The organism is uncultured Fibrobacter sp. (genome assembly GCF_947166265.1).
Lineage (GTDB): Bacteria > Fibrobacterota > Fibrobacteria > Fibrobacterales > Fibrobacteraceae > Fibrobacter.
The window spans coordinates 15,251-41,024 of sequence record NZ_CAMVDO010000016.1 but is presented as its reverse complement, the minus strand read 5'-3'; the positions used below and the strand labels follow the sequence as shown (position 1 = coordinate 41,024).

At 52.7% G+C, this 25,774-nt stretch carries 19 protein-coding genes and 1 tRNA gene; 10 read left to right on the top strand and 10 right to left on the bottom strand.

Annotation, left to right across the window (positions count from 1 at the left end; translation table 11 throughout):
• Positions 1-79: 79 nt before the first annotated feature.
• From yajC to Q0W37_RS09485, 4 genes are all read left to right on the top strand, one after another.
• Positions 80-460, top strand: coding sequence for a preprotein translocase subunit YajC (gene yajC / locus Q0W37_RS09500; RefSeq protein ID WP_297700921.1), 381 nt, complete (start codon positions 80-82; stop codon positions 458-460).
• A gap of 18 nt (positions 461-478) precedes the next feature.
• Positions 479-1,018 carry a peptide deformylase gene (gene def, locus Q0W37_RS09495; protein ID WP_297700920.1) on the top strand — a complete coding sequence of 180 codons (540 nt, stop codon included), beginning with the start codon at positions 479-481 and terminating at the stop codon, positions 1,016-1,018.
• A gap of 69 nt (positions 1,019-1,087) precedes the next feature.
• Positions 1,088-2,479 (top strand): SpoIID/LytB domain-containing protein, encoded by a 1,392-nt coding sequence (locus Q0W37_RS09490; protein ID WP_297700917.1) that lies wholly within the window; start codon positions 1,088-1,090, stop codon positions 2,477-2,479.
• Between the two features lie 4 nt (positions 2,480-2,483).
• Positions 2,484-3,890, top strand: coding sequence for a tRNA (N(6)-L-threonylcarbamoyladenosine(37)-C(2))-methylthiotransferase (locus Q0W37_RS09485; RefSeq protein ID WP_297700914.1), 1,407 nt, complete (start codon positions 2,484-2,486; stop codon positions 3,888-3,890).
• A 207-nt stretch (positions 3,891-4,097) separates the two neighbouring features.
• Here Q0W37_RS09485 and Q0W37_RS09480 read toward each other — a convergent pair whose 3' ends face one another.
• On the bottom strand, positions 4,098-6,872 hold the full coding sequence (locus Q0W37_RS09480) for a fibro-slime domain-containing protein (RefSeq protein ID WP_297700912.1): 2,775 nt from the start codon (positions 6,870-6,872) through the stop codon (positions 4,098-4,100).
• Positions 6,873-7,089: 217 nt separating this feature from the next.
• Between Q0W37_RS09480 and Q0W37_RS09475 the strand changes: the two genes are divergently transcribed.
• On the top strand, positions 7,090-7,713 hold the full coding sequence (locus Q0W37_RS09475) for a hypothetical protein (protein WP_297700909.1): 624 nt from the start codon (positions 7,090-7,092) through the stop codon (positions 7,711-7,713).
• Entirely contained in the window at positions 7,710-10,640 is a 2,931-nt protein-coding gene (locus tag Q0W37_RS09470; protein WP_297700907.1) for a type IA DNA topoisomerase, read from the top strand. Before Q0W37_RS09475 ends, Q0W37_RS09470 begins: the two co-directional genes overlap by 4 nt.
• A 179-nt stretch (positions 10,641-10,819) precedes the next feature.
• On the opposite strand, the gene galE is transcribed toward Q0W37_RS09470, so the two are convergent.
• Both galE and Q0W37_RS09460 read right to left on the bottom strand, forming a co-directional pair.
• Positions 10,820-11,836 carry a UDP-glucose 4-epimerase GalE gene (galE, locus tag Q0W37_RS09465; protein WP_297700905.1) on the bottom strand — a complete coding sequence of 339 codons (1,017 nt, stop codon included), beginning with the start codon at positions 11,834-11,836 and terminating at the stop codon, positions 10,820-10,822.
• Between the two features lie 61 nt (positions 11,837-11,897).
• Positions 11,898-13,304: a sodium-dependent transporter gene (locus Q0W37_RS09460; protein ID WP_297700903.1), complete on the bottom strand. Its 1,407-nt coding sequence runs from the start codon at positions 13,302-13,304 to the stop codon at positions 11,898-11,900.
• A gap of 51 nt (positions 13,305-13,355) precedes the next feature.
• On the opposite strand from Q0W37_RS09460, the gene sufB reads away from it, so the two are divergent.
• Positions 13,356-14,801 (top strand): Fe-S cluster assembly protein SufB, encoded by a 1,446-nt coding sequence (gene sufB, locus Q0W37_RS09455; protein ID WP_297700901.1) that lies wholly within the window; start codon positions 13,356-13,358, stop codon positions 14,799-14,801.
• A gap of 7 nt (positions 14,802-14,808) precedes the next feature.
• Here the strand turns inward: sufB and Q0W37_RS09450 are convergent, their stop codons facing one another.
• Together Q0W37_RS09450 and Q0W37_RS09445 are read right to left on the bottom strand one after the other, a co-directional pair.
• Positions 14,809-15,354, bottom strand: coding sequence for a DJ-1 family glyoxalase III (locus Q0W37_RS09450; RefSeq protein ID WP_297700899.1), 546 nt, complete (start codon positions 15,352-15,354; stop codon positions 14,809-14,811).
• A 619-nt stretch (positions 15,355-15,973) separates the two neighbouring features.
• Positions 15,974-16,058 (bottom strand) — tRNA-Ser (locus Q0W37_RS09445).
• Between the two features lie 267 nt (positions 16,059-16,325).
• Between Q0W37_RS09445 and Q0W37_RS09440 the strand changes: the two genes are divergently transcribed.
• The 3 genes from Q0W37_RS09440 (at position 16,326) to Q0W37_RS09430 (ending at position 21,372) form a co-directional block, all read left to right on the top strand.
• The gene (locus Q0W37_RS09440; RefSeq protein WP_297700897.1) at positions 16,326-18,770 is read left to right on the top strand and encodes a DEAD/DEAH box helicase; all 2,445 of its coding nucleotides are present in this window, start codon (positions 16,326-16,328) and stop codon (positions 18,768-18,770) included.
• 15 nt (positions 18,771-18,785) lie between these two features.
• Positions 18,786-19,673: a TIGR01212 family radical SAM protein gene (locus tag Q0W37_RS09435; RefSeq protein ID WP_297700894.1), complete on the top strand. Its 888-nt coding sequence runs from the start codon at positions 18,786-18,788 to the stop codon at positions 19,671-19,673.
• 214 nt (positions 19,674-19,887) lie between these two features.
• Positions 19,888-21,372: an NCS2 family permease gene (locus tag Q0W37_RS09430; protein WP_297700892.1), complete on the top strand. Its 1,485-nt coding sequence runs from the start codon at positions 19,888-19,890 to the stop codon at positions 21,370-21,372.
• A gap of 74 nt (positions 21,373-21,446) precedes the next feature.
• Here Q0W37_RS09430 and Q0W37_RS09425 read toward each other — a convergent pair whose 3' ends face one another.
• The 5 genes from Q0W37_RS09425 to Q0W37_RS09405 are packed head-to-tail and all read right to left on the bottom strand — an operon-like array spanning position 21,447 to position 25,766.
• Positions 21,447-22,670, bottom strand: coding sequence for a beta-ketoacyl-ACP synthase (locus Q0W37_RS09425; protein ID WP_297700890.1), 1,224 nt, complete (start codon positions 22,668-22,670; stop codon positions 21,447-21,449).
• Positions 22,670-23,398: a 3-oxoacyl-ACP reductase FabG gene (gene fabG, locus Q0W37_RS09420; protein WP_297700887.1), complete on the bottom strand. Its 729-nt coding sequence runs from the start codon at positions 23,396-23,398 to the stop codon at positions 22,670-22,672. Before fabG ends, Q0W37_RS09425 begins: the two co-directional genes overlap by 1 nt.
• 26 nt (positions 23,399-23,424) lie before the next feature.
• Entirely contained in the window at positions 23,425-23,898 is a 474-nt protein-coding gene (locus Q0W37_RS09415) for a thioester dehydrase (protein ID WP_297700885.1), read from the bottom strand.
• Between the two features lie 3 nt (positions 23,899-23,901).
• On the bottom strand, positions 23,902-25,098 hold the full coding sequence (locus Q0W37_RS09410; RefSeq protein ID WP_297700883.1) for a beta-ketoacyl synthase N-terminal-like domain-containing protein: 1,197 nt from the start codon (positions 25,096-25,098) through the stop codon (positions 23,902-23,904).
• Complete coding sequence (locus tag Q0W37_RS09405; protein ID WP_297700880.1) at positions 25,095-25,766, bottom strand: DUF3261 domain-containing protein; 672 nt, start codon at positions 25,764-25,766, stop codon at positions 25,095-25,097. The genes Q0W37_RS09410 and Q0W37_RS09405 overlap by 4 nt, the downstream gene beginning before the upstream one ends.
• Positions 25,767-25,774: the final 8 nt, after the last annotated feature.

Sequence of the window (25,774 nt, the reverse complement as noted above, 5' to 3'; positions counted from 1 at the left end):
TTACACACCACACATTAGTCCACCCCTCTTTTTTCTATATTTACTCCCGTAAATCAATTCACCCCAAACAGGTAAAATTATGAAACTCTCTGCACTCCTTATCACCCTTTCCTCCATCGCCGCATTTGCCCAGGAAGCAGCTCCTGAACAGCAACAGGGTGGCATCATGAGCTTCCTTCCGCTCATCCTTCTGTTTGTTGTGATGTGGCTTTTCTTCATCCGTCCGAAGAACAAGGAAATGAAGAAGATGGAAGAAATGCGCAAGGCGCTCAAGAAGGGCGACAAGGTGATTACCACCGCTGGCATTATCGGCACCGTCACCAACATCGACGAAACAGGTACGAGCATCACCGTCCGTACCGCATCTACCACGCTGATTGAATTCGAAAAGTCCGCAATTCTCCGCGTTCTGAACGCCGAAGCCGCACCGGCCGCCGCCAAGACCGAAGAAAAGAAGTAAGCTTTAAAGGAGTAGCCCATGGCACTTCTCGAAATCAAGACCTACGGTGATCCGGTGCTTCGCAAGAAATGCGAACCCATCACCGAAATTACGCCCGAGCTGCGTCAACTTGCAAAGGACATGCTCGAAACCATGTACGATGCTCCGGGATGTGGACTTGCCGCCCCACAGATTGGCAAGAACATTCGACTGGTCGTCATCGACACCGCCGTTCCTGGCGAAGAGGAACCGCGCCCCTACATCATGTTCAACCCCGAATGGGAAGCTGAACCCGATGCAAAGGTCGTTCCTTACGACGAAGGCTGCCTTTCGGTCCCCGACATTTTCTGCAACGTGATGCGCCCGGACAAGGTTTGCGTACGCTTCTTCGACATCAACGGCGAGCCGCAGGAAATCCACAACTGCGACGGTCTTTTCGGCCGCTGCATCCAGCACGAAACGGACCACCTGAACGGAGATCTTTTCGTTGATAAGATTTCGACTGCCGACCGCACCATGAACCAGTCCAAGCTGAAGAAAATGGCAAAGGAAACGCAGGCGCGACTGAAGAAGAAATAAAAATCTTCTCAAAAAATTCAAAGTCATGCCCGCCACAGAGCGGGCATCTCCGTTTCAAGAAACAACAAAATGCATTTCAGACTTTCACCTATTCTAGCATTTTTCATCGGATTTTCGGCTGCAATAGCAGACGACGATTTTGACTTACCCGATGACGTGCAGAGTACGGAGGTCATGCGTTTTATACCGATAGAAACGACTACGACCGGGACAACCGATTCTTCTAAAAAGGAGATCCCGAAACAAGTCCGAGAAGATTCTCTTGATGGATCCCGTCGCCACGGCAGTGGCTCCAGGATGACAGAAGAAACGAATCAAGACAAGCCGGCGGCATTCAAGGAACACCGGATTCCCGAAGAACTGAACCGGCCGCTTCGCGTAGGGATTTTTACGGGAGTCAAGGAACTCTACTTTAAATACCAGGGCGAAACCGTCCACGTGACAGCCACCAAGAACAAAGTCAAGTTCGAAACCGGAGACAATTCGACCGAAGACATTTCACGCGAATTCAACAGCGAAGAGGGAGCCTGCCTCGCGGTCGCTCCAGACACGAAAACCCTCGGCAGAGCATGTTACCCCGGAAGCATCCTGTTCCGCAACACAAACGGCAAGCTGGACGCCATCAATTCGGTCGATGTGGAGGACTACCTGCGTGGAGTCGTACCTTACGAAATCGGAAAACTCGACAGCAGCCGTATCGAAGCCCTAAAGGCGCAGGCCGTGGCCGCTCGCACCTACGCATACAAGCATTTCAACAGCCGAGAGGCAGTCGGCTTCGACGTCTACGCAGACACCAAGGATCAGGTCTACAAGGGACTCGAATCGGCAACGCCCTTGACCGATGCGGCCGTCAAGGCGACCGCAGGCGTCGTGATGACCTACGGCGGAGAATTCATCATCGCCTACTACCATTCCACCTGCGGGGGCATTACCGAAACGCTTGCCACCTGGAACCGCGCAGACCTTCCTTACCTAAAATCAGTCGAAGACAGGCGCCCGAATGGAAAGCCCTGGTGCGACGAATCCAGCTACACCAAGTGGGAGCGCCGCTTTACGGACAAAGAAATCGCAAAACTTTTTAAGGCGAACGTGACCGAGGCCAAAGCGACCTTCAGCAACGCGAACGGGAAGGATTTCAAGAAAGTCAAATCCATCAAGGTGAAAGACAAGCTTAAAAGCGGACGCATCATGACGCTCCGCATTGAAACGGATAAGGGACATTTCGATGTGCTGACCGACCGTACCCGCTGGCTTTTCAAGAAGGCCGGCACCATCCTCCCCTCCTCATTCTTTACCGTGAAAAAAGAAGGCAAGGAATGGGTACTGACGGGAACAGGATTCGGGCACGGCGTGGGCATGTGCCAAATGGGAGTGCGGGCTCGTGCCCAGGCCGGGCAGAGTTACCAGGAAATTCTGAGCCACTACTACCAGGGAATCACCTTGGAAAAATTCGACCGGTAAGCAGATGGTCTATACCAACGAAAAGCCGCTACTTGCCGTAATTAGCCAAGGTTGCGCAGCGAACTTTGGCGACGGTGAAAAGATCGCCCGCATTTTTGCGAATGATTACCGCATCATTTTTGGAATGCCCAAGGAAACGGCTGGTAGCAATGTCGCCGAGAAGCCCGCGGCCTTTGTGCTAAACGTCTGCACGGTCAAGGGAAACGCAGGCGCCTTAAAGCTGTTACGCGAAGCTATGAGCACGGCCCCAGAGGCGAGTCTTTTTATTACGGGCTGTGCGCCCAAAGATTTCCGCGAAGAAGTCGCGAAGATTACTGATAAAGCTGTATTTACAAGTTTAAAGGAACTATTGCAACAAGGAAAGGAGATTCCTGTTTCCCCGTTCCGAGGACCATATCCACTAAGCAGCAAAGCTGCAAGTGGCTATTGGCAAGGCGGGGATGACAAGACGAATCCAAAGGAACTGTTTGCTAGTGATTGCCGCGCCCCTCATGGGGCTCGCAATGACGCCCCCCTCAGAGAATCGTCGCTGGTGGGCATCGTGAACATCGAAGAAGGTTGCCTCGATGCCTGCGCCTATTGCTCAACAAGACTCGTGAAAGGCCGCTTGCACAGCTACCCTGCCGCAGATATCGTGCAACAGGTCAAGAGCCTCGTTGCAGACGGTTGCGTCGAAATCCAGCTGACCGGACAGGACTGCGGCTGCTACGGATTCGATACGGGCACGAACCTCGCCGAACTTGTGGAGCAGATTCTAGCAGAAGTTCCCGGCAACTACAAGATGCGCCTTGGCATGGGTAATCCGCGGCACATGTTGCGTTACACCGACGCGCTCCTGAAATGCTTCGAGGACGAGCGCGTCTATAAGTTCATCCATCTGCCTGTGCAGAGCGGAAGCGAAGCAATCCTCAAGACGATGAACCGCAAGCATTCTGCCCAGGACTATGTAGACCTCGCCGAAGCCTTCTGCAGCAGATTTCCGCTATTCACGCTCAGCACCGACTTCATCGTCGGATTCCCCGGCGAAACCGAGCGGGACTTTCAAGACACCTTGGATATCCTCGGAAAGACCCGCCCGACAGTCTGCAATATTACCCGTTTCGTGGCCCGCCCGAATACCCCCGCCTTTAATATGCAAGGCGCCGTTCCCGACAGCATCAAGCACGAGCGCTCCGCTGCCCTTGCCGAAGCCTTCCAAAAAATCGCCACAGAAAACAACGCCCGCTGGGTAGGAACCACCGAAACCGTCGTCGTCGAAAAGCCCGGCTACCGCAAGGGCTCCTACATTGCCCGGAACGCCGCCTACCGCCCCGTCGCCATCACCAGCGAAACACCGCTTATTCCGGGCGAAAGATTCACTGTCACGATTACTTCTGCGGAACCCTTCGCCCTTATCGGCCGTAAACAGTAGGAAGTAGCTAGATGCGGTCATCCTGGAGGGAGGAACGACCGACGGAATCCAGGTAGAAGATTTTTGATGGATCCCCTCCCGCCTCTATCGCTACGCTCCAGAGTTGGTCGAGGATGACTTAGGACCCTCTTATCGCGTCAAACGAGCCCTATCAAAAAAATCCCGCAGGTTTAGATACCTGCGGGATTTTTTCGATACTTTCTAGAATTACTTCTTAGCCTTAGCGCGACGATATCCGAAGCGGTAGGTGTCGTTCTGACGGGTGTACGGCACCGTACCATTCTGCGGCATTTCGCCCACCACCACGCACGGAGAATATTCATCGAGAACGAAGGTCACCTGGTAAATGTAAGGACCCGTTGCAAGCAGGCGACCGTTCTGCGACACAGGATACACCTTTGCGGTCACCCATGCAGCACCCGTTTCACCATAGCGCGGATTCACGCAAGCGGATTCCGAGGAACCTGTGCCAAAGACGCTCTGCAGGTCTTCCTTTTCAACCTTCTTCTGGTACTGGTTCACAAAATGTCCCAGGTGGTCGAACACGCGGATATTGATGCGGAACGGACCAGAAACCGGATAAGAGAAGCTTGCGCAGCTTTCGACACTGCTCTTCTTACCGTTACCACCGGCATAGCAGAGGCCAGCACCGTTCAAGCCGCCCACGATAGACGCAGAAGCGTTACCGGGCATGTTTCCATCCGAAAGCGAGAAGGCCTTCTTGTAATCTTCCTTCAGGTCAAGCGGGTTGCCACCATTACCGCAAGAGCCGGGGCCAGCGCCGCAATCCTTCGGGACAAGCACAATCTGGAGTTCAGCCGTCATATCGGTCGGCAGCTTACCGCCGTTATCCTTGGCCTTTTGAGTCAAGAGGTTCGACTGAGCCGTAAAGTCCGGACGGTCAATTTCGTCATCCAGAACAAACGAGGCGATCTTGGTATTCGGAATGAACTGAGTCTTGGCCCAGTCTTCCAAAGAGTTCGGAGGACCGACCACACCCTTGTTGGAAACGGAGGTAACCTTGTAGCCATACTTGGACATTTCGGTACTCCAGGAAGCGAACTGCTGCCACAATTCCGGAGAGTAGTTGTCGTCGACCTTGCCTTCGCCAAACAGTTCTTCGTTGTACGGGAAGTTAAAGGCAATCTTGTCTGCAGCGACAATGCCAGTCGTAATCACGTTACCGTTCAAGTCGCGGAGTTCACCAGCAAAGTCGTACTGGATACCCGAGGCACCTTCGCTTGCACCCTGGACCGCAGCCGTAACGTAGTAAGCATAGACAACCTTAGACGTGGTGCCATCGCCGTTGTCAATTTCTCGGATAACCAGAATGGCAGGGCTCGGATTGGAAGGATCGTTCAGCTTCTGGAGAGTGGCCTCGTCCAGGGAGGTGTTCAAGTTCATGCTCACCTTCTGCTGTCCGTTTTCATCCATCGTCACGGTCACGCTACCCACAGCCGGCTGACCGTAACGGGACGGAGCCACTTCTGCAAGGGAGGTACGAATGTAAATGTTGGAACCATCACTCTGGCGGTCTGCGTAGAAGAAGTGGAGGTGGTGCCAAGTATTGTCGGCCCAGCCATTGGCATCTGCGCCCTGGCAGTTCGTATAATTCGCCAAAGGTTCACCTTCATGGCAGCCGTGGTTGTTGTCGGCAAGAGTCTTGATGTTCACGCTACCCGGCGTTGCAAGGTGGTTACCACCCAGGTCAACCGCCAGCACACCATCCACGAAAATCCACATGTCGTCGTCACCGGCGAACTGGAACACTTCGGGATTCGGAGTTTGGTTAGACTTACGGTACTTGAACTTAGCATAACCCATCATGGTGAACGCATAGTTACGCAAATGCTGCATACCCAAAGCACCACCATTTTGTGCGGCATCCCAGGCGGCGCTATTACCCGTTCCCGTCAGGGACTGGACCGCGCGCGGGCCACCGTTAGTCAACCAAGATTGACACAGGCCATAGGTATTCTGTTTCATATAGTCCACCTGAGTATTCGCATATTCGTACTCGTACGGCGGGCAGAAAATGGAAAGGCTCTGGGGGCCAAACTGCTTACAGGCAAGTTCATCCCTCAGCTCTTCCGGAATATGGGTCTGAACTTCCTTAACGCAAGACTTATAGCCACTCCACTGCCTTGTCGTAGGATCGATGGAGTCCAGCGGAGAATAACCACCGTTGTTGTAGTTATAGTCGTAAACATAATACTTGGTATCGCCGTCCTTGTAAATATCCATCGTCGTGTTGATACGATAGTTCACAGATGCATCGTCGGCAAACCACTGGTGGAAGAACTCGTTATCGCAAAGGTCCTGAGCCTTCTGGATATGCACGCCATCGTACATATCGTAGTCGCCACCATCGGCAGGAACGTCGAACAACAGGTGGCTTTGCACCATGCCCGGAGTGTAGTAAACTTCGTTCGCCCAGTTCGTTGCACCACCTTTACAGACAAAGCCACGAACGTTTGCAGTATCGGTCACCTGTTTGAAACCACGCTGCACAAGACCCGGGAATCTGGAATCGGGAGATTCACATTCACCGTATTCCAGCACGGCAGCGGTGGACGTCGCCTGCAGGTACGTCGGCAAGAACGTGTTAATCGTCATCGGAAGGCCATCCTGACCCACGCGAGCGCCCGTCTTAGACGCCTTGTTTCCGCAGGACTTATGGTAACTCGCCTTGGAGTACCAAGCCATATCGTAACCGACGTAGTTCTGCTTGGTCCCCGGTTCCATGTAAAGGTTCTTGTACTGGCCCTTTCTCTCTTTCAAATAGTCCAATTCGCCACTGGCGTAACCGTCATAGGTGCCCGCATATTCTTCAGAAAAGTTTTCGAAGTCCGGGTGGTTCGGCTGGAAATCGCGGATAACGATATCCAACTGGGTCATTTCGTCGCCGGCAGCGTAAAGCATCGAGGCGCAACCCAGTGCTATTCCGAAAAAGCTCTTTCTTTTTTTACCAAACAGTTTCATAAAATCAATCTCCACACCTAAAGATAGGTTAAGAACATACGTTCCTAAATATACACCTTTTTAAGCCCTTTATAAAACGACAAAATTGAAAAATTCTGTTAAAAAAGCCCCCTAGACAATTTAGCGTGATCCAGGATGCCCCAATTTGTAACAACGCCGGAACATTTCCGTTCAATTTCTCTTTTTTAGGCGCCAAATTTCTAAATAATAGGCCAAGATGTCATTATCAACGCTATTTACCCTCCTGATGGTTCTTCTTCTTTTGCGCGTTTTCTGGCTAAAAATCAAGGCAGCAAGCGCCCAAGGCGAAAATTTCAAGCGACTTCCTCCAAAAGACCAGCTCGCTGTGCTCAAGGAATGCCTTTTGAACAACCCGACCGAAGGAAACCTCCAGAATTTGAAGGATTTTGCAGAAAAAAACGCATTAAACCTGGATACGGAGTCCTACCGCCCCTTTCTCAAAAAGCAGCTGGAACTTTCTAAACGAAAGGACGCCCTGGCCGAAGACAACGAGCTTTTCAGCGAAGAAGCCAAATGGATGGACCAGATTCGCCCCCTCGAATTCAGGGACGCCGAAGAAGCAAAAAAAGACAACCGGCAAAAGGACTATCTGCTCTGTACCCTGGAAGGTATCGCCCGGCTCTATTCGGACGAAGCGATTTTAAGCGAACTGGACCTGCTGGTCGCCGAATACCCCAAGGCAGGCAAGCTTGCCGAAGATTACCGCCAATTGATGGACCTGCGCGACCAAAGTGGAGCAGACGACAAGTCCCTGAAAAAATTGCGCGACGCAAAAGAAGCGTGGGAAAAATCACTTTTACAAGTGGAATTTGAACCGTGATTTTGCTTGTTGCAGAAAAGCCCTCTGTCGCCAACCAGCACTACCGTCCGATGCTCGAGCGCATCGAGGGGGAAAAATTCACCCAGGGCGACGGATGCCTAATCGGAAAGAACCACTGCATCACTTGGTGCGTAGGTCACCTGATTACGCTTGCGCCGCTGGACGCCTACCCCGGGTACGAAGGAGGCTGGAGACTTTCGAACCTGCCGCTTTTGCCCGAAAAATTCCGGCTGATGGAAATCGAGAGCACCAAGAAGCAGCTCGCCGTGGTGCGCCAGATGATGGAACAGGCAGACGTTCTTGTGAACGGAGCGGATGCCGGCCGCGAAGGTAACCTGATTTTCGACCTGGTGCTGGACTATACCCCCGCCTTCAAGCAAAAGACGATCAAGCGCCTATGGGTGAACAGCTACGTGGCAAAGGACCTGGACAAGGCCTGGAAAAACCTGGAAGACGCCACCCAGCGTGTGAACCTGAGCTATGCGGCAAGACTTCGGCAGCGTGCCGACTGGATGGTCGGCCTGAACGCCACCCGCGCCTACACCCTCACGGCCGGACGCGGCAAGATGATTTCTGTCGGGCGCGTACAGACCCCGACCCTGAACCTGATTGTAGAACGCGACGCCCTGGTGGAGCAGTTCAAGGAACTGTATTACTATAGTGTCTTGGGAATGTGGAAAGGGTTCCAGGCGCAACTTGTCAGACGCGAGAGTAAAGACGAGAAAAAAGAGGCGAAAGAGCAAGGCGAGCAAAGCAATCTCAAAGTTGCTGTATTCGAAAAAGAGGCGCAAGCGAATGCAGTCGTTACACGGTGCAGCCCTCCCGCCGAAGCCACCATCGTCAAAATTGACACGCAGCAAAAGAAGCAGTTTCCGCAAAAGCCCTTCGACCTGACCGAGTTGCAGAAAGAGGGCAACAAGCGTTTCAAGTATAGCGCCCAGCAGGTTCTGGACTGCGCACAGAACTTGTACGAAAAGAAATTGCTCACCTATCCGCGTACCGATTCGCAGTACCTGCCCGACACGATGCAGCAAGAAGCCTACGCCCTTGCGCAAAAGCTCGCGACACCAGAACAAAAGGGCGTGATGCGTGACGCAAACGAAAGTTTCGTCTTTGTCAATTCAAGCAAAGTAACGGACCACTTTGCCATTATTCCGACGGGTGAAACGCCGAACGGGCTCCCCGAAATGGAGCAGAAGATCTACGACCTCGCCAAGGAACGTTTTGTACAGGCATGGCTCAAGCCGTACGTATGGAACGAGATGGAGGTGGTGTTAGAAACGAGAGGCGATAATTCGGAAGCCGGAAGTCAAGAAGTAAAGTTCACTGAGCCTGCCGAAGTGAACGACAAAGCGGCAGCGAAGTCGAAGGATCCAGACCTATTCCGATTGAAACTCAAGCGCAACGAAGATTTAGGATTCCGCGCCATCGTCAAAGAAGAAGCGAAGGGAAAGAAGAAAAAAAAGGGAGATTCCGGCTCGGAGGCCGGAATGACAGATGGTGGCGCAACAGCCGCAGCTGAAGGCAAGGGTGACGGCGACGATATCACGAACGTGGTCGAGACATTCCCCGAATGGAAAGAAGGAGACCACTCCCCCTTCGATAGCATCGAGCTGCAAAAGAAAAAGAAGAGCAAGCCCAAGTACTACACCGAGGCAACTCTCCTTGCCGCGATGAAAACGGCAGGAAAGCAGATTGAAAACGAAGAACTCGCCGAAGCCATGAAGGACCGCGGGCTCGGAACGCCAGCCACGCAAGCGGGAATCATCGAGACCCTCAAGAAGCGCGGCTTTATCGAGGCGCAAAAGAACTACCTGGTAAGTACCGCCCGAGGCCGCGAAGTCATCAGCCTCATGGACGAAAAGGTAAAGTCCCCCGAGATGACCGGCGAATGGGAATACAAGCTTTCGCAGGTGGAAAAGGGAACGCTTACGCCGGTGGAATTCCGCGACGGAATTGTGGAATACGTGAAGCAGCTCTTTGCCGATTTGCACGCGCGGTACGGTTGCCAGTTCGAGCGCGAAACCGTAACCGAAGCGATCAACTGCCCCAAGTGCGGGGGCGCGCTCGAAGTAGCCCCATGGGGCTACGTGTGCAAGAACGCAGATTGCGGATTTAAGATTGGGCACACCCTGGCAGGCCGCATGCTTTCTCACAGCGAAATGCGAAACTTACTTGCCGAAGGTCACGTAGGACCGCTCAGCGGATTCAAGAGCAAGAAAGGAACTGAATTTTCGGCGAAACTTACCGTCGACAAGGATTACAACATCAACTTCGAATTCGAAAGCGACGGCAAGTTCCACGGTCAGAAAACGGAATACAAGTGTCCGCTATGCGGCGCAATCCTCGAAGAAAACAAGAACGCAATATTCTGTACTGCAACTAGAGATCCCGGCTCTACGGCCGGGATGACAAATGAGGGCGATTGCAACTTTACTTTGTTCAAGACCGTTGCAGGTCACGCCCTGACCGCCACCGAAATTGGCGAACTTTTCACCAACGGCGAAACACCGCTCATTCAAGATTTCAAGAGCAAGAAAGGCACCGAATTCGCCGCACGCCTCAAGTGGGGTACCGGGAACGACAAGGGGCGCGCCGTTTTCGAATTTGCACACAGGAACCTCCCCTGCCCTATCTGCGGAGACCAACTCCGTTTCCGCAGCGGCACCACGCCGCAAAATTCCGGCAACGAGACGCATGCCGCCTACGTTTGCATGAACCCGCAATGCGGCTACGGAATTCCGCAAATTTTCTATCAGCGCAAGTTCAGCGACGAAGAAGTCGAGGGGCTCCTGAAGAACAAGTTTACAGCCGTACTTGAACCGTTCAAGAAAAACGAGACGACATTCCGCGCCGCCCTCGAAATCCGCGAAGATGGGAAGATAGGCTTCAACAAGCTAACCGTTGAAGTCATCAACAAGAAATAAATTGTTCAATTAAAAGAAGCCCGCTAAGGTTGGTGAGCTTGCCGAACCACGCGGGCATGACAATCCGCGCGGTATAACAGGAAATGCCCGCTATGGATGCTGATAAGGTCCCTGAGCTTATGCCTGTGCTGAGCTTGTCGAAGCAAAGGGCCGAACCTCACAGGCATAAAAATTCGCGGTTAATGTTTGTAGCCGTTCGGGTTGTTCTTCTGCCAGTTCCAGGCGTCGCGGCACATTTCTTCGATACCGAACTGAGCTTTCCAGCCAAGTTCCTTGTAGGCCTTTTCAGGATTACAGTAACAAGTGGCAATATCACCGGCGCGGCGCGGCTTGATGCTGTAAGGCACCTTGACGCCGTTCACCTTTTCGAAAGCCTTCACCACATCCAGCACGGAATAACCGTGGCCCGTTCCCAGGTTGTAAATGGCAAGGCCGCACTTGCGTTCGATTGCCTGGAGCGCACTCACGTGCCCCGCCGCCAAATCGCAAACGTGAATGTAGTCACGCACGCCCGTTCCATCGGGAGTATCGTAGTCGTTTCCGAAAACGCCGAGTTCCTTGCGGATTCCGACCGCAGTCTGCGAGATGTAGGGCATCAGGTTATTCGGGATGCCATTCGGATCTTCGCCGATGCGTCCACTCGGATGTGCGCCAATCGGGTTAAAGTAACGGAGCAGCACCACATTCCATTCGGGGTCCGCCTTCTGCACATCCATCATCACCTGTTCAAGCATCGACTTCGTCTGTCCATACGGATTCGTGATGGCACCCTTCGGGCACTTTTCGGTAATGGGAATTTCTGCAGGGTCGCCATAGACCGTCGCCGAAGACGAGAAGATGATATTCTTCACGCCATTTTTGCGCATCACGTCAAGCAATACGAAAGTGGCGTTCATGTTGTTTTCGTAGTATTCAAGCGGCTTCGCAACGGATTCGCCCACGGCCTTTAGCCCTGCAAAGTGAATACTCGCATCAAAATGGTTTTCCTTAAAGACCCGGTCCATCGCCGCATAATCGCGGGCATCCGCCTTGACAAAGGGTATTTTCTGACCCACAATTTCGGCAACACGTCGCAAGGATTCATCGCAGGAGTTCACAAGATTATCGACAACGACAACCGAGTGCCCTGCCTTGTAAAGTTCAATAATCGTATGGCTACCGATATAGCCCGCACCACCGATCACGGCAATTTTCATATAAACCTTCTATAAATTATATCAAGCCAAATTTACAAATTCAATATCTTCGAAACCTATACTAGCCGAAAATCTTGTTGTACAAATCCGGAGCGAACTTCTGGAAATACCCCTGAAGCCAGATGATTGCAATCACAGCGGGAATGCCCCACTTGACATAAAAGCGAACAATCTTGTAGGTCGGAATTTTGAACCCCTTACCCGTGTTGACCTCGGCGTAGAATTTTGCTTCGCCCCAGCCACGCTTGTAGGTGCAGAACACAATAAACAGAAGCGATCCCAGCGGAAGGAGCGTATTGGAAACGAGGAAGTCTTCGAGATCCAGTACACAGCTACCTTCGCCAAAGGGCTGAAAACCCGAAAGCATATTGAAGCCGAGAGCGCACGGGAGCGAAAGCAGCACGATAAGCACCGCATTCACGCGGACAACATCCTTACGGTCAAAGCGACGGGCATCGCGCCAATAGGTCGTAATGTTTTCGAACACCGCCACCACGGTCGAAAGAGCCGCAAACGAAAGGAACAGGAAAAAGGCGGCACCACAAAGACGCCCAGCCGGCATCTGCGAGAACACGTTCGGAAGGGTCACAAAAATAAGTCCCGGTCCAGCATTCGGCTCAAGGCCAAACGCAAAACAACTCGGAATAATAATGAGCCCCGCAAGCAAGGCAACCCCCGTATCCAGGGCGCAAATGTTGGCAGCCTCTTTTGCAATCGAATGATTTTTCTTGATGTAACTTCCAAAAATGGTCATGGCGCCGATACCAAGGCTCAGCGTAAAGAAGCTCTGCCCAAGAGCAGCAAAGAGAGATTCGCCAATACCATTTTTCACAAGGTTATCGAAATTGGGCAACAGGTAAAAACGCAGGCCTTCATCGGCACCGGGGAGCGTCACGGCACGGATTGCAAGCACAATCATAATGACAAACAAGAACGACATCATCCACTTGGTAATGCGTTCGACGCCCTTCTGGAGGCCCAGCGACACAATGCCGAAACCGATAACCGTCGTCGCGACCATCCAGCCCACCTGAATGGCCGGGCTAGCGAGCGTCTCCCCGAACATGGCACCGACTTGCGCAGGCGTCACATTCGAGAAATCCCCCACCACCATACGGTAGAAGTAGTAGAGCATCCAACCGCAAACTGTGGTATAGAACATCATGAGCAGGTAGTTACCCGCAATCATAGGCCACTTTGCCAAGTGCCATTTAGCGCCCTTGGGTTCCAAACGTTCAAAAGCACGGCCCACGCTACGCTGAGTGGCTCGCCCCACGGCAAATTCAGCCATCAAGATCGGCAGACCAAAAATCAGCAAAAAGAACAGGTAGATGATGACAAAGGCGGCACCGCCGTACTGTCCGGTAATGAAGGGAAATCGCCATACGTTACCAAGGCCAATGGCGCAGCCTGCAGAAATAAGGATAAATCCCAAACGGGACGCAAAAGATTCTCTATTGCTATTCATAGCTAAAATATAGATAGGAATTACAAAAGCAACATCAATTTTTTTCTATTTTTGACGCCGAAAAAAGAAAAAGAGCGTAGCATGAGCGAAAACTACAAATACGGTTTTGTAACAGATATCGAGAACGAGGCCTTCGAAAAGGGACTCAACGAAGATGTTATCCGCAGGGCATCAGCCTTGCGCAAGGAACCGCAGTTCATGCTCGATTTCCGACTGAAAGCGTATGAAAAACTCCAGACGATGGAGCAGCCGAACTGGGGCGAACTGAGTTTTGCGCCGGTCGACCTGCAGGACATCGTCTACTACTCCGCCCCGAAGACCAAGAAGAGTCACGAAAAAATCGAGGACGTGGATCCGGAACTCCTGGCCACCTTCGAAAAGCTCGGCATTCCGCTCGACGAACAGAAGCGCCTTGCCAACGTGGCCGTGGACGCGGTCTTTGACTCGGTAAGCATTTACACTTCGCACAAAAGAAAGCTCATGGAAATGGGCATTCTGTTCTGCAGCATTAGCGACGCCATCAAGGAATACCCCGAACTCATCGAGGAATACCTGGGCTCGGTGGTACCCGCAGGCGACAACTACTTTGCAGCACTCAACAGTGCAGTCTTTGGCGACGGAAGCTTCGTGTACATTCCGCCTGGAGTCAAGTGTCCGATGGACCTTTCCACCTACTTCCGTATCAACAACAAGGAAGCAGGCCAGTTCGAACGTACATTGATTATCGCCGACGAAGGCGCGAGCGTAAGCTATTTGGAAGGCTGTACCGCTCCGGAATTCAGCAGCAAGCAGCTGCACAGCGCCATCGTGGAACTGGTGGCGAAGGACAACGCCTCGATTAAATATTCGACCGTGCAGAACTGGTACGCAGGCGACCGCGAAACGGGAGCCGGTGGCGTTTACAACTTTGTCACCAAGCGCGGCAAGTGCGCAGGCAAGAACAGCCGCATCAGCTGGACTCAGGTGGAAACAGGTTCCGCCATCACGTGGAAGTACCCAAGCTGTGTGCTGCTGGGCGACAACTCCGTCGGAGAATTCTACAGCGTGGCCCTTACCAACGGGCACATGCAGGCCGATACCGGCACCAAGATGATCCACATCGGCAAGAACACCAAGAGCACTATCATTTCGAAGGGCATCAGCGCCGACTACTCCAGCAACGCCTACCGCGGCGAAGTGAGCATCCGCAAGTCGGCCACGGGCGCCCGCAACTACACCCAGTGCGACAGCATGCTGGTGGGCGACAAGAGTGCGGCCCACACGTTCCCGTACATCACTGTCGCAAACGCAAGTTCCACCACCGAACACGAAGCCACCACCAGCCGCATCAGCGAAGACCAGCTTTTCTATTTCGAAAGCCGCGGCATCAAGCGCGAAGACGCTATCCAGGCGATGGTCGGCGGTTTCTGCAAGGACGTATTCAAGGAACTCCCCGGTGAATTCGCCACCGAGGCCCGCCAGTTGCTGACGCTAAAGCTCGAACACAGCGTCGGGTAGCGGAAATCTATCGCGCGATGACCTGCTTGCGAATTTTTTCCGAAAGTTCGCGGCCACCGAGCTGCGCAATACATTCAAACGCAAATTCTTCGGCAGTACCAGCGCCACGGCTCGTGACGATATGACCGTCTACGACCACGCGGTCTTCGACGAACTTTTTACAGACAAGTTCACTTTCGCAGCCCGGGAAACAGGTCGCGGTCTTACCGGCAAGGATTCCCGCCTTGCTCAAGACCAAGGGAGCAGCACAAATCGCAAAAATCCACTTGCCTTTGTCGTTGAATTCGTGAATGACCTTTTCCACTTCGGCAGAGGCTTTCAAATTCTTGACGCCCGGACCGCCACCCGGCAAAAGGATACCGTCAAAGGCAGCCGTATCGGCACCCGAAAGAGCAAAGTCGGTTGCTATCGCAAGGCCATGGGCCCCCACAACTTCGGACTTACCCGAAACGGACGCCAGGGCGACATCGATTCCGGCACGCTGCAGGTAATCGAACGGGGTAACAAACTCGGTTTCTTCGAAACCATCGGCCATCAGGAATAAAATTTGCATAGGAACCTCTTTTTATAGGAATATACAAAAAATAGGGGAAATTGATGACGAGAGAGGGATAGGACAAAGCTTTCACTTCGTTTCAAGCTTTGCCACCTTCCACATTCTTCTAGGAGAGAGAGGGATAGGACGACTCAGTCACTTCGTTTCCTTCGCCGCTAAAGACCCTCTCTCAATACGAGAGAGGGATGGGACTACAAGCTCATTTCATTTCGCTTGACATCCCCCTCTCAAGGAGAGAGAGGGATAAGACAACAATTTCTCTTCGTTCAATTGTTGCCCTTCGGGTTGCGGTCTTCGACCGCAATCTCAAAACCCGCTGTATTCGCTTCGCTCTTGCGGGTTTTGTCGAACCCTCTGCGAGGGTTCTCATCCTTTTTCATGAAACAAAAAGCGGGGCCTTACGGCTCCGCTTTTTGTTTCAAGGAGAGAGAGGGATAAGACAACATTTTCTCTCCGTTCAATTGTTGCCCTCCGGGTTGCGGTCTTTGACCGCAATCTCAAAACCCGCTGTATTCGCTTCGCTCTTGCGGGTTTTGTCGAACCCCTACGAGGGTTCTCATCCCTCTTTGCTTATAAAACGAATAAGGAACCCACAAGGGGTTCCTTATTCGTTTCAAGGAGAGAGAGGGATTCGAACCCTCGGTCCTGTGACAGACTCCGGATTTCGAGACCGGCCCATTCGACCACTCTGGCATCTCTCCGAGGTTTGCACAATTTAGCAAATATTTTCAAAGTTGTCTACACATAATTCAGCCCTTTTCTTAATAAAATCTTGCGACCCTTTGAAATAAGGGGCTTTATTTCTACATTTGGCCGCAAATCCAACAAAATGGATCCAAAAAACTTCAGGTTTATAAGCGCGAGTGCGCTTCGGGGCTTTTCAAGGTTCAGCCGGACAACCGGCGCCAGAACCATTCGATAGTGCGGCATGGGCCGCAGATGAAGTTTACGGGTCCTGAAGGTGCATTATGACGAAGAATACCGAAGAACGTATTCCCGAAGAAGCTATTGACCCCAAATCAAAAATTGCCCGCGAAGCTGACGCATTTTTGAACGCCATCGCAGGTGGTGCAGACGAAGACGAGGCTGATGAAGCCGCGTTTCTTACCCTGAATCCGAACGGCGTGATTGTCGACGAAGAAGGCGACGTGCTCAAGAAGGGTCCCCAGTCCGCCATCGAAGTCGGCACAAAGGTCGAATTCGAAGAAGGCGAAGCCGAGCAACCCGAAGAAGACGAAAACGACGAAGATTACGCTGAATCTAAAAAGAGTTGCGCAGATGTTTCTGAATCTACAATGGATTCCCTCCCCCGAACTGAATTCGGGGTCAAGAATGACAACATCTTAGAAAACGAAGATGTATCGGCAGAAGGTTCCAACGATAATTCTGACGACAAGCCTGCAGACGATTCTGATGACGAACCCGCCGACGAAGCGTTGGTGACTTTTGAAGACCTCGGACTTGCAGACGAAGTTCTTGAAGCCATCAAGGCCATGGGCTACGAGACGCCCTCCCCCATTCAGGCGAAGGCGATTCCGGCCCTTTTGCAGGGAGGAAACCTGCTCGGCACGGCCCAGACCGGTACCGGAAAGACCGCTGCATTCTCGCTTCCGCTACTTTCGAGGCTCGACTTCAACGGTCACGAAACTTCGATGCTCGTGCTCACGCCGACCCGCGAACTCGCTATCCAGGTGGCAGAAGCCATCCAGCAGTACGCCGCCAAGATGCCGAAGGTGCATGTGGTTCCGGTTTACGGCGGTCAGGACATCGCCGTGCAGTTGCGAGCCCTCAAGCGCCAGGCGAACATCGTGGTCGCCACCCCGGGTCGTCTGATTGACCATATCAAGCGCGGCTCCATCGTACTTTCAGGCGTAAAGGCAATCGTGCTCGACGAAGCCGACGAAATGCTCGACATGGGATTCATGGAAGATGTCGAAACCATCCTCAAGGAAATCCCTGCAAGCGCCCAGCGCGCCCTCTTTAGCGCCACCATGCCTAAAGAAGTCAAGAAGATTATCGAACAGCACTTGGGCGAATACGAAGAAGCCTGCATCGAAGGCAAGACGACGACCGTCGAAAACATCCGCCAACGTTACTTGCTCGTAAAGAACGAACACAAGATCGAAGCACTCGCCCGCGTACTCGAAGGCGAAGACTTTGACGGTGTGCTGATTTTCGTGCGCACCAAGCAGAACACGACCGAAGTCGCCGAAAAACTTGAAAGCCGCGGATTCAACGTGGCTCCGCTGAACGGTGACCTCGCCCAGTCCATGCGCGAACGCACCATCAACCGACTCAAGATGGGCAAGCTCGACATCGTCGTCGCGACCGACGTGGCCGCTCGCGGAATCGACGTAGACCGCATTACGCATGTGGTGAACTACGACATTCCCTTCGACACCGAATCTTATGTGCACCGCATCGGTCGTACAGGCCGCGCAGGCCGCAGCGGCAACGCCATCCTCTTTATCACCCCGCGTGAAAAGAAGATGCTGAAAATTATCGAAAAGGCAACCCGTCAGCCGATCGAAACGATGGAATTGCCGACCGCAGAAGTCATCAGCGCGAAGCGCGTCGCCGCCTTCAAGGATAAAATCAAGAGCGTCATTACCACCGGCGAACTCGACAAGTTCAAGGAACTCGTGGAAAGCATGGTCGCCGATGGTTCGGCCCTTCGACAGAGCTCAGGGACCTTGGAAGCAGCCGAAGTGCCAGAATTAACCGCCATCGACATCGCCGCCGCCGTCATCAAGATTTGGCAGAAGAAACAGCCGCTGTTCCCGGAACTCAAGCCGCTTGACGCTCCGCGTGAACGCCGCGAACGCAATGATAATTTTGGCCTTGACCGCGAAGAAAAGAGCCGACTCCGCAAGGAACGCAACGAAGGCGCGAACGGCGTCGAAGAAGGCTACCTGCGCTATTATCTGGGCGTGGGCCGCCGCGACCACGTGACGCCGCGAGACATCGTAGGCGCTATCGCCGGCGAAGGTAACATCAGCAGTTCCAACATCGGACGCATCAAGCTGTTCGACAAGTTCAGCACCGTGGAACTCCCCGAAACCATGCCGCAAGAAGTCCTCGACATTCTCGCCGACATGACTATCCGCGGGAACGAATCTAGGTTCCGCCTGATGACTGACGAGCCGCCGACCGGCCCCGCTCCCGGAACCCGCCCGCGAGCCAGCCGCGAAGACCGCCGCAGTTTCCACCGCGGTGAAGGCCGCAAGGACTTCGGTGACCGCCACGGCAAAAATTTCGACGACAAGCCCTTCGAAAACCGCAAGGCCCGCCGCGAAAAGATGTTCGGTGACAAGAAATTCGGCAAGAAAGAAGACCGTTTCCACAAAGACCACGACGAGCGTAGCTTTGGCGATAAACCCTTCCGCAAAACCCGCCGTTTCGGAAGAGTTTAGTTCACAAAGGAAATTATGCACTACACTCCTTATCGCGATTTATTGTTGAAGGTTTTCCCGAATTACCTGAAAGTGCGCAAGCTCCCGCTGAACGGCGGTATGAGTTGTCCGAATCTGGACGGCACCAAGAGTTTTTCGGGTTGCAGCTACTGCAATAACCGCAGCTTTAGCCCGGTATTTGACCAGGCGAAGGTCTCGATTCAGGAACAACTCGACAAGTTCGTGCCGAGGCTCCGCGAAAAGTACCCGAACGCAGGAATTCTCGCCTACTTACAGCCGTACACGAATACGCACGCTCCGCTGGAACACCTGAAGGGAATCATCGACCCGATTATCAAGCATAAGGAGATTGCGGGTCTTGCCATCGGTACGCGCCCAGATTGCCTCGAAGACGACAAGGTCGCCTACCTCGCCGAACTTAACCGCAAAAAGCCGATTATCGTGGAAATCGGCCTGCAGACAGCAAACGACTTGACGCTTGCCGCCATCAACCGCAGGCATACCCTCGCCGAGTTCACGGACGCTGTCAAGCGTTGCCAATCGGCAGGACTCACCGTCACCACGCACGTCATCGTGGGCCTCCCCGGCGAAACCATGGAAGATTTCAAGCACACCGCACAAGTGGTTCGCGACTTGAAGCTCGCCGCAGTCAAGATTCATCCGCTGCATATTGTGGCGGGCACCGTGATGGCGCAGGACTACGCGAACGGCGAAATCAAGCTCCTTACTTTTGAGGAATACTGCGAAGCGGTCGCCGAGATGATCAAGATTATCGGCTTCGAGACAGCCATCGAGCGGTTCAGCGGCGAAAGCCCAAGCGACATGCTCATCGCCCCCGACTGGTGCGGCGAAAGGGACAAGATTATCGCTACAGTAGAAAAGCTGCTTGATAAAGCGGATTGAGGGATCCCCGCCTTCGCGGGGATGACGAGAGAGGTGGTTCGGCAAGCTCACCAACCTTGGTCTTCGGGATGACGAGAGAGGTGGTTCGACAGGCTCACCAATCTTGGTCTTCGGGATGACAATAGGGTTGGTTCGACAGGCGCACCAACCTTGTTCTTCGACATGACTATGTTCGAAAATTCTTATATTACAAAGTAAATAAGAAGGAAGAAAAATGTCTGAGAACAACAAAAAAGTCAAACGTTGGGCCGGTCGTGAACTCAAGAGAGAAGGCCTCATTCTAGAAAAATTCTTTAGACTGACCGAAAACAAGACCGATATCACCACGGAGCTTCTCGCAGGACTCGCCACCTTCATCACGGTAGCCTATATTCTTGCCGTGAACCCAGAAATCCTTTCGGCTTCGGGAATGCCCAAAGGCGGAGTTTTCATGGCAACCGCCCTTGCCGCGGCCATCGGGTCCGCCCTCATGGGATTCCTGGCGAACTATCCCTTTGTGCTTGCACCGGGACTTGGCATCAACGCCTTCTTCAGTTACACGGTCGTACTGATGATGGGATACAGTTGGCAATTTGCCCTGTTGGTGGTATTCATTGAAGGTATTATCTTCCTTATCCTTTCGGTTACCTCGATTCGTGAAAAACTGTTCAACAGCATTCCCTTTTCACTCAAGGCTGCCGTCGCCGTTGGCATTGGCCTATTTATCGCGTTCATCGCTTTGCAGGGCGGCAAAATCATCGTCAGCAACGACTCGACTCTGGTAGGACTTGTTGATTTCCGAAAAGCCGACTTCCATACGACTGGAATATGGACAACCCTTACATTTGTCGGAATCCTCATCACGTCTGCCGTTATCGCCAAAGGAATTCATGCAGGGCTTCTGATCGGCATTTTCGCCACCTGGTTCCTAGGCATCTTTGCCGAGATCTTCGGCATTTACGTGCCGAACCCGGAACAGGGATTTTATTCCATCATTCCTCATTTCAAGAACTACTTCGGGACACTCGGCAACACGTTCAACGAATTCGGAGCAACCTGCGGAGCTCTGTTCAACCCCGATTCATGGACCCATTCCATCAACGGCGCCATTGTCGGGCAGGGATTTTCGCTGCTCAAGTCTCTCGATTTCTTTATCGTACTGTTCGCCTTCTTCTTTGTCGATTTCTTTGACACGCTAGGAACGTTAATCGGTGTATCGCTCAAGGGCGAATTCATGAGCAAAGACGGGATACTCCCCCGCACGTCAAAAGCCCTTTCGGCAGATGCCATCGCCACTTCTGTCGGAGCCGTTCTCGGAACCTCTACAACGACCACCTTCGTCGAAAGCGCTGCAGGCGTTGCCGTCGGGGCTCGCACCGGCCTCACCGCCATTACAGCGGCAGGCCTATTTGTTTCGGCCATTTTCTTTGCACCCATATTCCTTGCCATTCCGAGTTTTGCGACAGCCCCCGCATTATTCGTCGTCGGTTTCATCATGGCAACCTCGATCGCAAAAATCAACTTCAACGACGCCGGCGAAGCCATTCCCGCCTTTATCTGCATGGTATCGATGCCGCTCACCTACTCCATTGCAGACGGCATTATGTTCGGAGTCATTTCGTACACCCTCATCAACATCGTCATCGGGAAAATCAGGAAAGTTCACTGGATCATGATGGCTCTCACCGTGTTCTTCCTGCTAAAGTACATTCTACTTTAACCGCCGATTTCCTATACAACAAAAGCGCTCCGAGGTTTCCTCGGAGCGCTTTTCAATTCAAAATAGAACGGAGTTTAGACACGCTTGAAAATGAGCGACGTGTTGATTCCGCCAAAGGCGAAGTTGTTGGACATGATATATTCCACGTCCATTTCGCGGCCGCTCCCCATGATGTAATCCAGCGGAGCACATTCGGGGTCCACATTGTTCAGGTTCAGGTTCGGGCTGAACCAACCACGGTTCATCATGTGAATGGCAAGCCAGGCCTCGATTCCACCACAGGCACCAAGCGTATGACCGACATAGCTCTTGAGGCTGGAAAGGGGAACCGTGCGCTGCTTGAGAGCGTTATAAGTGGCCCAGGTTTCGGCAATGTCACCGTGGTGCGTCGCCGTTCCGTGGCCATTCACGTAACCGATAGCATCGGCAGAAATTCCCGAATCTTCGATTGCCAATTCGAGAGCATGCTGCATGGTTTCTTTCTTGGGCTGCGTAATATGTTCACCGTCGGTGTTGGAACCAAAGCCGACCAGTTCCGCATAAATCTTTGCACCGCGAGCCTTAGCGTGTTCGTACTCTTCAAGAATCAGGGCTCCCGCACCTTCGCCAATCACAAGACCGTCGCGGTCCCTGTCATAGGCCGCCGGAGAAAGCTCCGGATGATCGTTCTTGGTACTGGTCGCAAACAGCGTGTCGAAAACAGCCGATTCCGTCGGGTCGAGTTCATCGGCGCCGCCCGCAATCATCACGTCCTGCTTACCGTACTTGATAAGTTCATACGCCTGGCCGATTGCAAGGCTTCCGCTCGTACATGCGGTATTCGTCGTCACCAGACGTCCCGTCAGTCCAAGAATCACACTGATGTTCACCGCACAAGTCTGCGGCATGGCGCGAATATAGGTTGTCGCCGTGATATTGGAGCAGTCATAGGTGTTGAGCATCGAGAAAAATTCGAGCAACGGGTTGATGCTTCCCATAGAAGAACCATAGGCAACCCCCATACGGCCCGACTTCATCAGGTCGGTTTCACCCGTAAGGCCAGCCACTTCAAGAGCCTTGTCGGCAGAAAGAAGTGCCATCACCGCGACACGGCCTGCCCCGCGAATTTTCTTACGCGGATACTGCGGCAACGGTTCAAGAATCGGAGCGGCAAGGCGCGTATTCATCTGCTTATAGACATCCCAAGCGTCCATACGGACCACGCGGTTCTTAAGCGACTTCAAACCTTCAAAAGCGGTATCGGCATCAAAGCCAAGCGAAGAAATACAAGATCCACCCGTAACAACGACACGGCGCATTAAGCAAGTCCCCCATTCACAGAAATCACCTGACGTGTGATGTAGGCGGCCCCTTCCGAAAGCAGGAACACGACCGTCGCGGCTACTTCTTCGGGTTTACCTACGCGCTTCATCGGAATAGCGGGCAAAATCATGTCGAGCGGAGCATCCTTGATCATTTCCGTTTCGATGACACCCGGAGCGACACTGTTCACCGTAATGCCACGGCTAGCAAGCTCTGTTGCCAAAGCCTTGGTCGCCCCAATGAGCCCCGCCTTGGAAGCACTGTAGTTCACCTGGCCACGGTTACCGATAACCCCCGACACCGACGAAATCGTCACGATGCGTCCACGACGCTTGCGGCACATCGGCATCACGATCGGGTGAAGTACGTTGTAAAAGCCATTCAAGTTCGTGTCGATCACCTTGTCCCAATATTCATCGGTCATGGCAGGGAAAGCCGTATCGGCACAGACACCCGCATTGGTCACCACGCCAAAATAGACGCCGTTTTCTTCGATATCCTTTTCAAGTACAGCCTTGCACTGTTCACGGTCGCGGATATTGAACTGAAGCAGGCGAATAGAGCCCCCCTGTTCACGAATTTCGTTTGCAAGCTGTTCGACAGGAGCTGCATTCCTATTGTAATGCGCCACGACTTCGTAACCCGCCAATGCGACAGCCTTAGCAATGGCAGAACCGATGCCGCCACTTGCGCCAGTAATCAAAACACTCTTCTTATTTTCCATACGCGCCCAAATATAGTAAAAGACTACTAATTCATCTTCAGAATCGAGGTGGGGTCGTCCACTTCGACTGTGCAAAGCGAAGCCGAGACCGCAAGATTGTCACCCACAAAAACCTTGCCCTCAAAGGTGACGGCCATGTCGACACGCATCGTCTGGTGCACCCAGATTCGAACAACATCTCCCGACTTGAAAACAGGGACTTCGGCCTTGCAGTTCGACACACTCATGATAAAGCCTTCCTTGGGCTTTTGTCCTAGCGTACGTCCATAAATTCCGGACAAGGCAGAAATGCTTTGGGCCATATATTCAAACGCCACATACGAAGGAACCCCCTGCAGGTCTTCCTTGAAGAACATACAGTCCTTGTGGATATCCACTTCCGTTTCGATCACAATTTCGTTCAGGTCATGATAATTAACCCGGTCGAGCAGAAGCATTTTGTCCTTATGCGGAACCAGTTCAGAAACCAATTCTCTTGTCGGAAATTCTACCGTACTCATTCTTTATTCCTTCGCGATAATTAAAGACACGTTGCAACCGCCAAAAGCAAACGAGTTGCTGATACAATACTTGAAGGGCTCCGTTGCCTGTTCTCCCGACTTGACCAGGTGAACCTTCGGGAGTTTCGGGTCTTCGCATCCATCGAACAGATGCGCCGGAAGAACGCCCCTATTCTGGAGCGCAAGGCAGCAGAACGAAGCTTCCAGTGCACCAGCCGCACCAAGAGTATGTCCCGTCAGCGCCTTCGTGGAACTTGCCGGTGTATTTTCACCGAACAGACGGTTCACGGCGATCGCTTCCATGGAATCGTTCAGCCGAGTTCCTGTTCCATGCAAATTAACGTAGCCAATCGAAGAAGCATCGAGTTCTGCATCGGCAAGGGCGGCTTTCATCGCCAGGAAAGCCCCTTCGCCATCGGCGCGGGGAGCCGTGATGTGGTCTGCATCGGCACTTTCGCCAAAGCCCACCACCGAAAGATTCTTGCAGTCTTCGGTTGCAAGGTCCGGTAAATTTTCGCGAGTCACCAGGAAAAAAGCCGCCGCATCGCCAAGGGTAAGGCCTGTACGGTTTGCGCTAAACGGATTCGTCGGCTTATCGGACATGGCCTCGAGCGAGGCAAAGCCCAGAATCACCGACTGCGAAGCGATATCGACACCGCCCACGATAGCCGCATCACAGTTACCGGCATAAATATTGTTGCGGGCAGAAACAAAAGCGCTCGCACTGGAGGCACACGCCGTAGAATGCACCGAAAGCATTCCCGTAATGCCATAACGCTTTGCAATATAACGCGCCGGAAAATCTGCCGCCTGATAATCTAGGACATAACCTTCGGGAAAAGCCCCCGTTTCCTTAAAACTCTTGAGAGCATTCATCGATGCTTCGGAGCCATTGTCGCAAGACCCGATAAATATGCCTATGCGATCGGCGCCATATTTCTGAATAGCAGCAACGATCGACTTTTCCATCTGCGAAAGCGCCGCCTGCGAAAGCCTGTTTACACGGTTATCAAAGCCAGGTTCCGTCACCGGAGCTAAAGTCGCAGGATCGATTGTCGCGGCAGGGCGCATCACACCCGCTACATCGTAGGTGGTGAATTCGCCACGGACGCCATTCTTTAATTTATCGAAAACCGATTCCTTTTCGCCCCCCAAAATGCAGTGAAAAGCAAAGTCGTTAATATACAAGGGCTTTCTCAATTTGCATCTCCTAACGTAATATGGTAACTGTAACCGCGCAGTTCGTTTACAAATTCAATTTCGTTTCCATTCTTGCGGGCAACGGCAATCGTCACCCCCTTTTCGGCGAGCGTACGCACAAAATCCGTATTTTGGGAACCGGTGCGAGTCTCGGAAAAATCAAATCCGGCCTGTTCAAAATTTTGGCGAAGAGCTTCGAACGGATAAAAACAGACCTGAAAGTCGGCAAGCATGTATTCCGCCTTCAGCTTTTCCACATCGATCAGAGAACTTTCCGCCTTTACGGAATCGCGGTAGTAGCTAATTTCGCCGATGGTTGTTCCGAAACCCGAAAAAAGCACAATCGATAAAATGCTGTCGTTCGCCCTTACCCAGGAATCCGCCTCAAACAAATCGGTCGTTCCGTCGGGTTTCCTGAATTTTCCGGCAATATGCTGCGGCATGTCAATGCTTTCGGTCATCGCAGATGTCGACAACAGCGAAACGGCGCGGTCATCGGAATAATATACAGGAGTCGTCCCCGGCACCTGATGCGTATTGTGACAGGCGACTAAAAAGAGTAACAAAAATGCGCCAAGGAACAATCGCAGCCCTTCGGCAAGCTCACTTCGGCCATGCTCAGTGCAGGCAGGGGCCTTCAAATTCCGCAAGGACTTCATCTTTGTCATCAAAAAAT

Coding starts and splice junctions, on each gene's coding strand:
- Q0W37_RS09480 (WP_297700912.1), bottom strand. CDS start 6,872: ATGAAACTGTTTGGTAAAAAAAGAAAGAGCTTTTTCGGAATAGCACTG.
- Q0W37_RS09450 (WP_297700899.1), bottom strand. CDS start 15,354: ATGCAAATTTTATTCCTGATGGCCGATGGTTTCGAAGAAACCGAGTTT.
- Q0W37_RS09415 (WP_297700885.1), bottom strand. CDS start 23,898: ATGAGTACGGTAGAATTTCCGACAAGAGAATTGGTTTCTGAACTGGTT.
- Q0W37_RS09460 (WP_297700903.1), bottom strand. CDS start 13,304: ATGAATAGCAATAGAGAATCTTTTGCGTCCCGTTTGGGATTTATCCTT.
- Q0W37_RS09425 (WP_297700890.1), bottom strand. CDS start 22,670: ATGCGCCGTGTCGTTGTTACGGGTGGATCTTGTATTTCTTCGCTTGGC.
- galE (WP_297700905.1), bottom strand. CDS start 11,836: ATGAAAATTGCCGTGATCGGTGGTGCGGGCTATATCGGTAGCCATACG.
- Q0W37_RS09430 (WP_297700892.1), top strand. CDS start 19,888: ATGTCTGAGAACAACAAAAAAGTCAAACGTTGGGCCGGTCGTGAACTC.
- Q0W37_RS09435 (WP_297700894.1), top strand. CDS start 18,786: ATGCACTACACTCCTTATCGCGATTTATTGTTGAAGGTTTTCCCGAAT.
- Q0W37_RS09405 (WP_297700880.1), bottom strand. CDS start 25,766: ATGACAAAGATGAAGTCCTTGCGGAATTTGAAGGCCCCTGCCTGCACT.
- def (WP_297700920.1), top strand. CDS start 479: ATGGCACTTCTCGAAATCAAGACCTACGGTGATCCGGTGCTTCGCAAG.
- Q0W37_RS09490 (WP_297700917.1), top strand. CDS start 1,088: ATGCATTTCAGACTTTCACCTATTCTAGCATTTTTCATCGGATTTTCG.
- fabG (WP_297700887.1), bottom strand. CDS start 23,398: ATGGAAAATAAGAAGAGTGTTTTGATTACTGGCGCAAGTGGCGGCATC.
- yajC (WP_297700921.1), top strand. CDS start 80: ATGAAACTCTCTGCACTCCTTATCACCCTTTCCTCCATCGCCGCATTT.
- Q0W37_RS09485 (WP_297700914.1), top strand. CDS start 2,484: ATGGTCTATACCAACGAAAAGCCGCTACTTGCCGTAATTAGCCAAGGT.
- Q0W37_RS09440 (WP_297700897.1), top strand. CDS start 16,326: ATGACGAAGAATACCGAAGAACGTATTCCCGAAGAAGCTATTGACCCC.
- Q0W37_RS09475 (WP_297700909.1), top strand. CDS start 7,090: ATGTCATTATCAACGCTATTTACCCTCCTGATGGTTCTTCTTCTTTTG.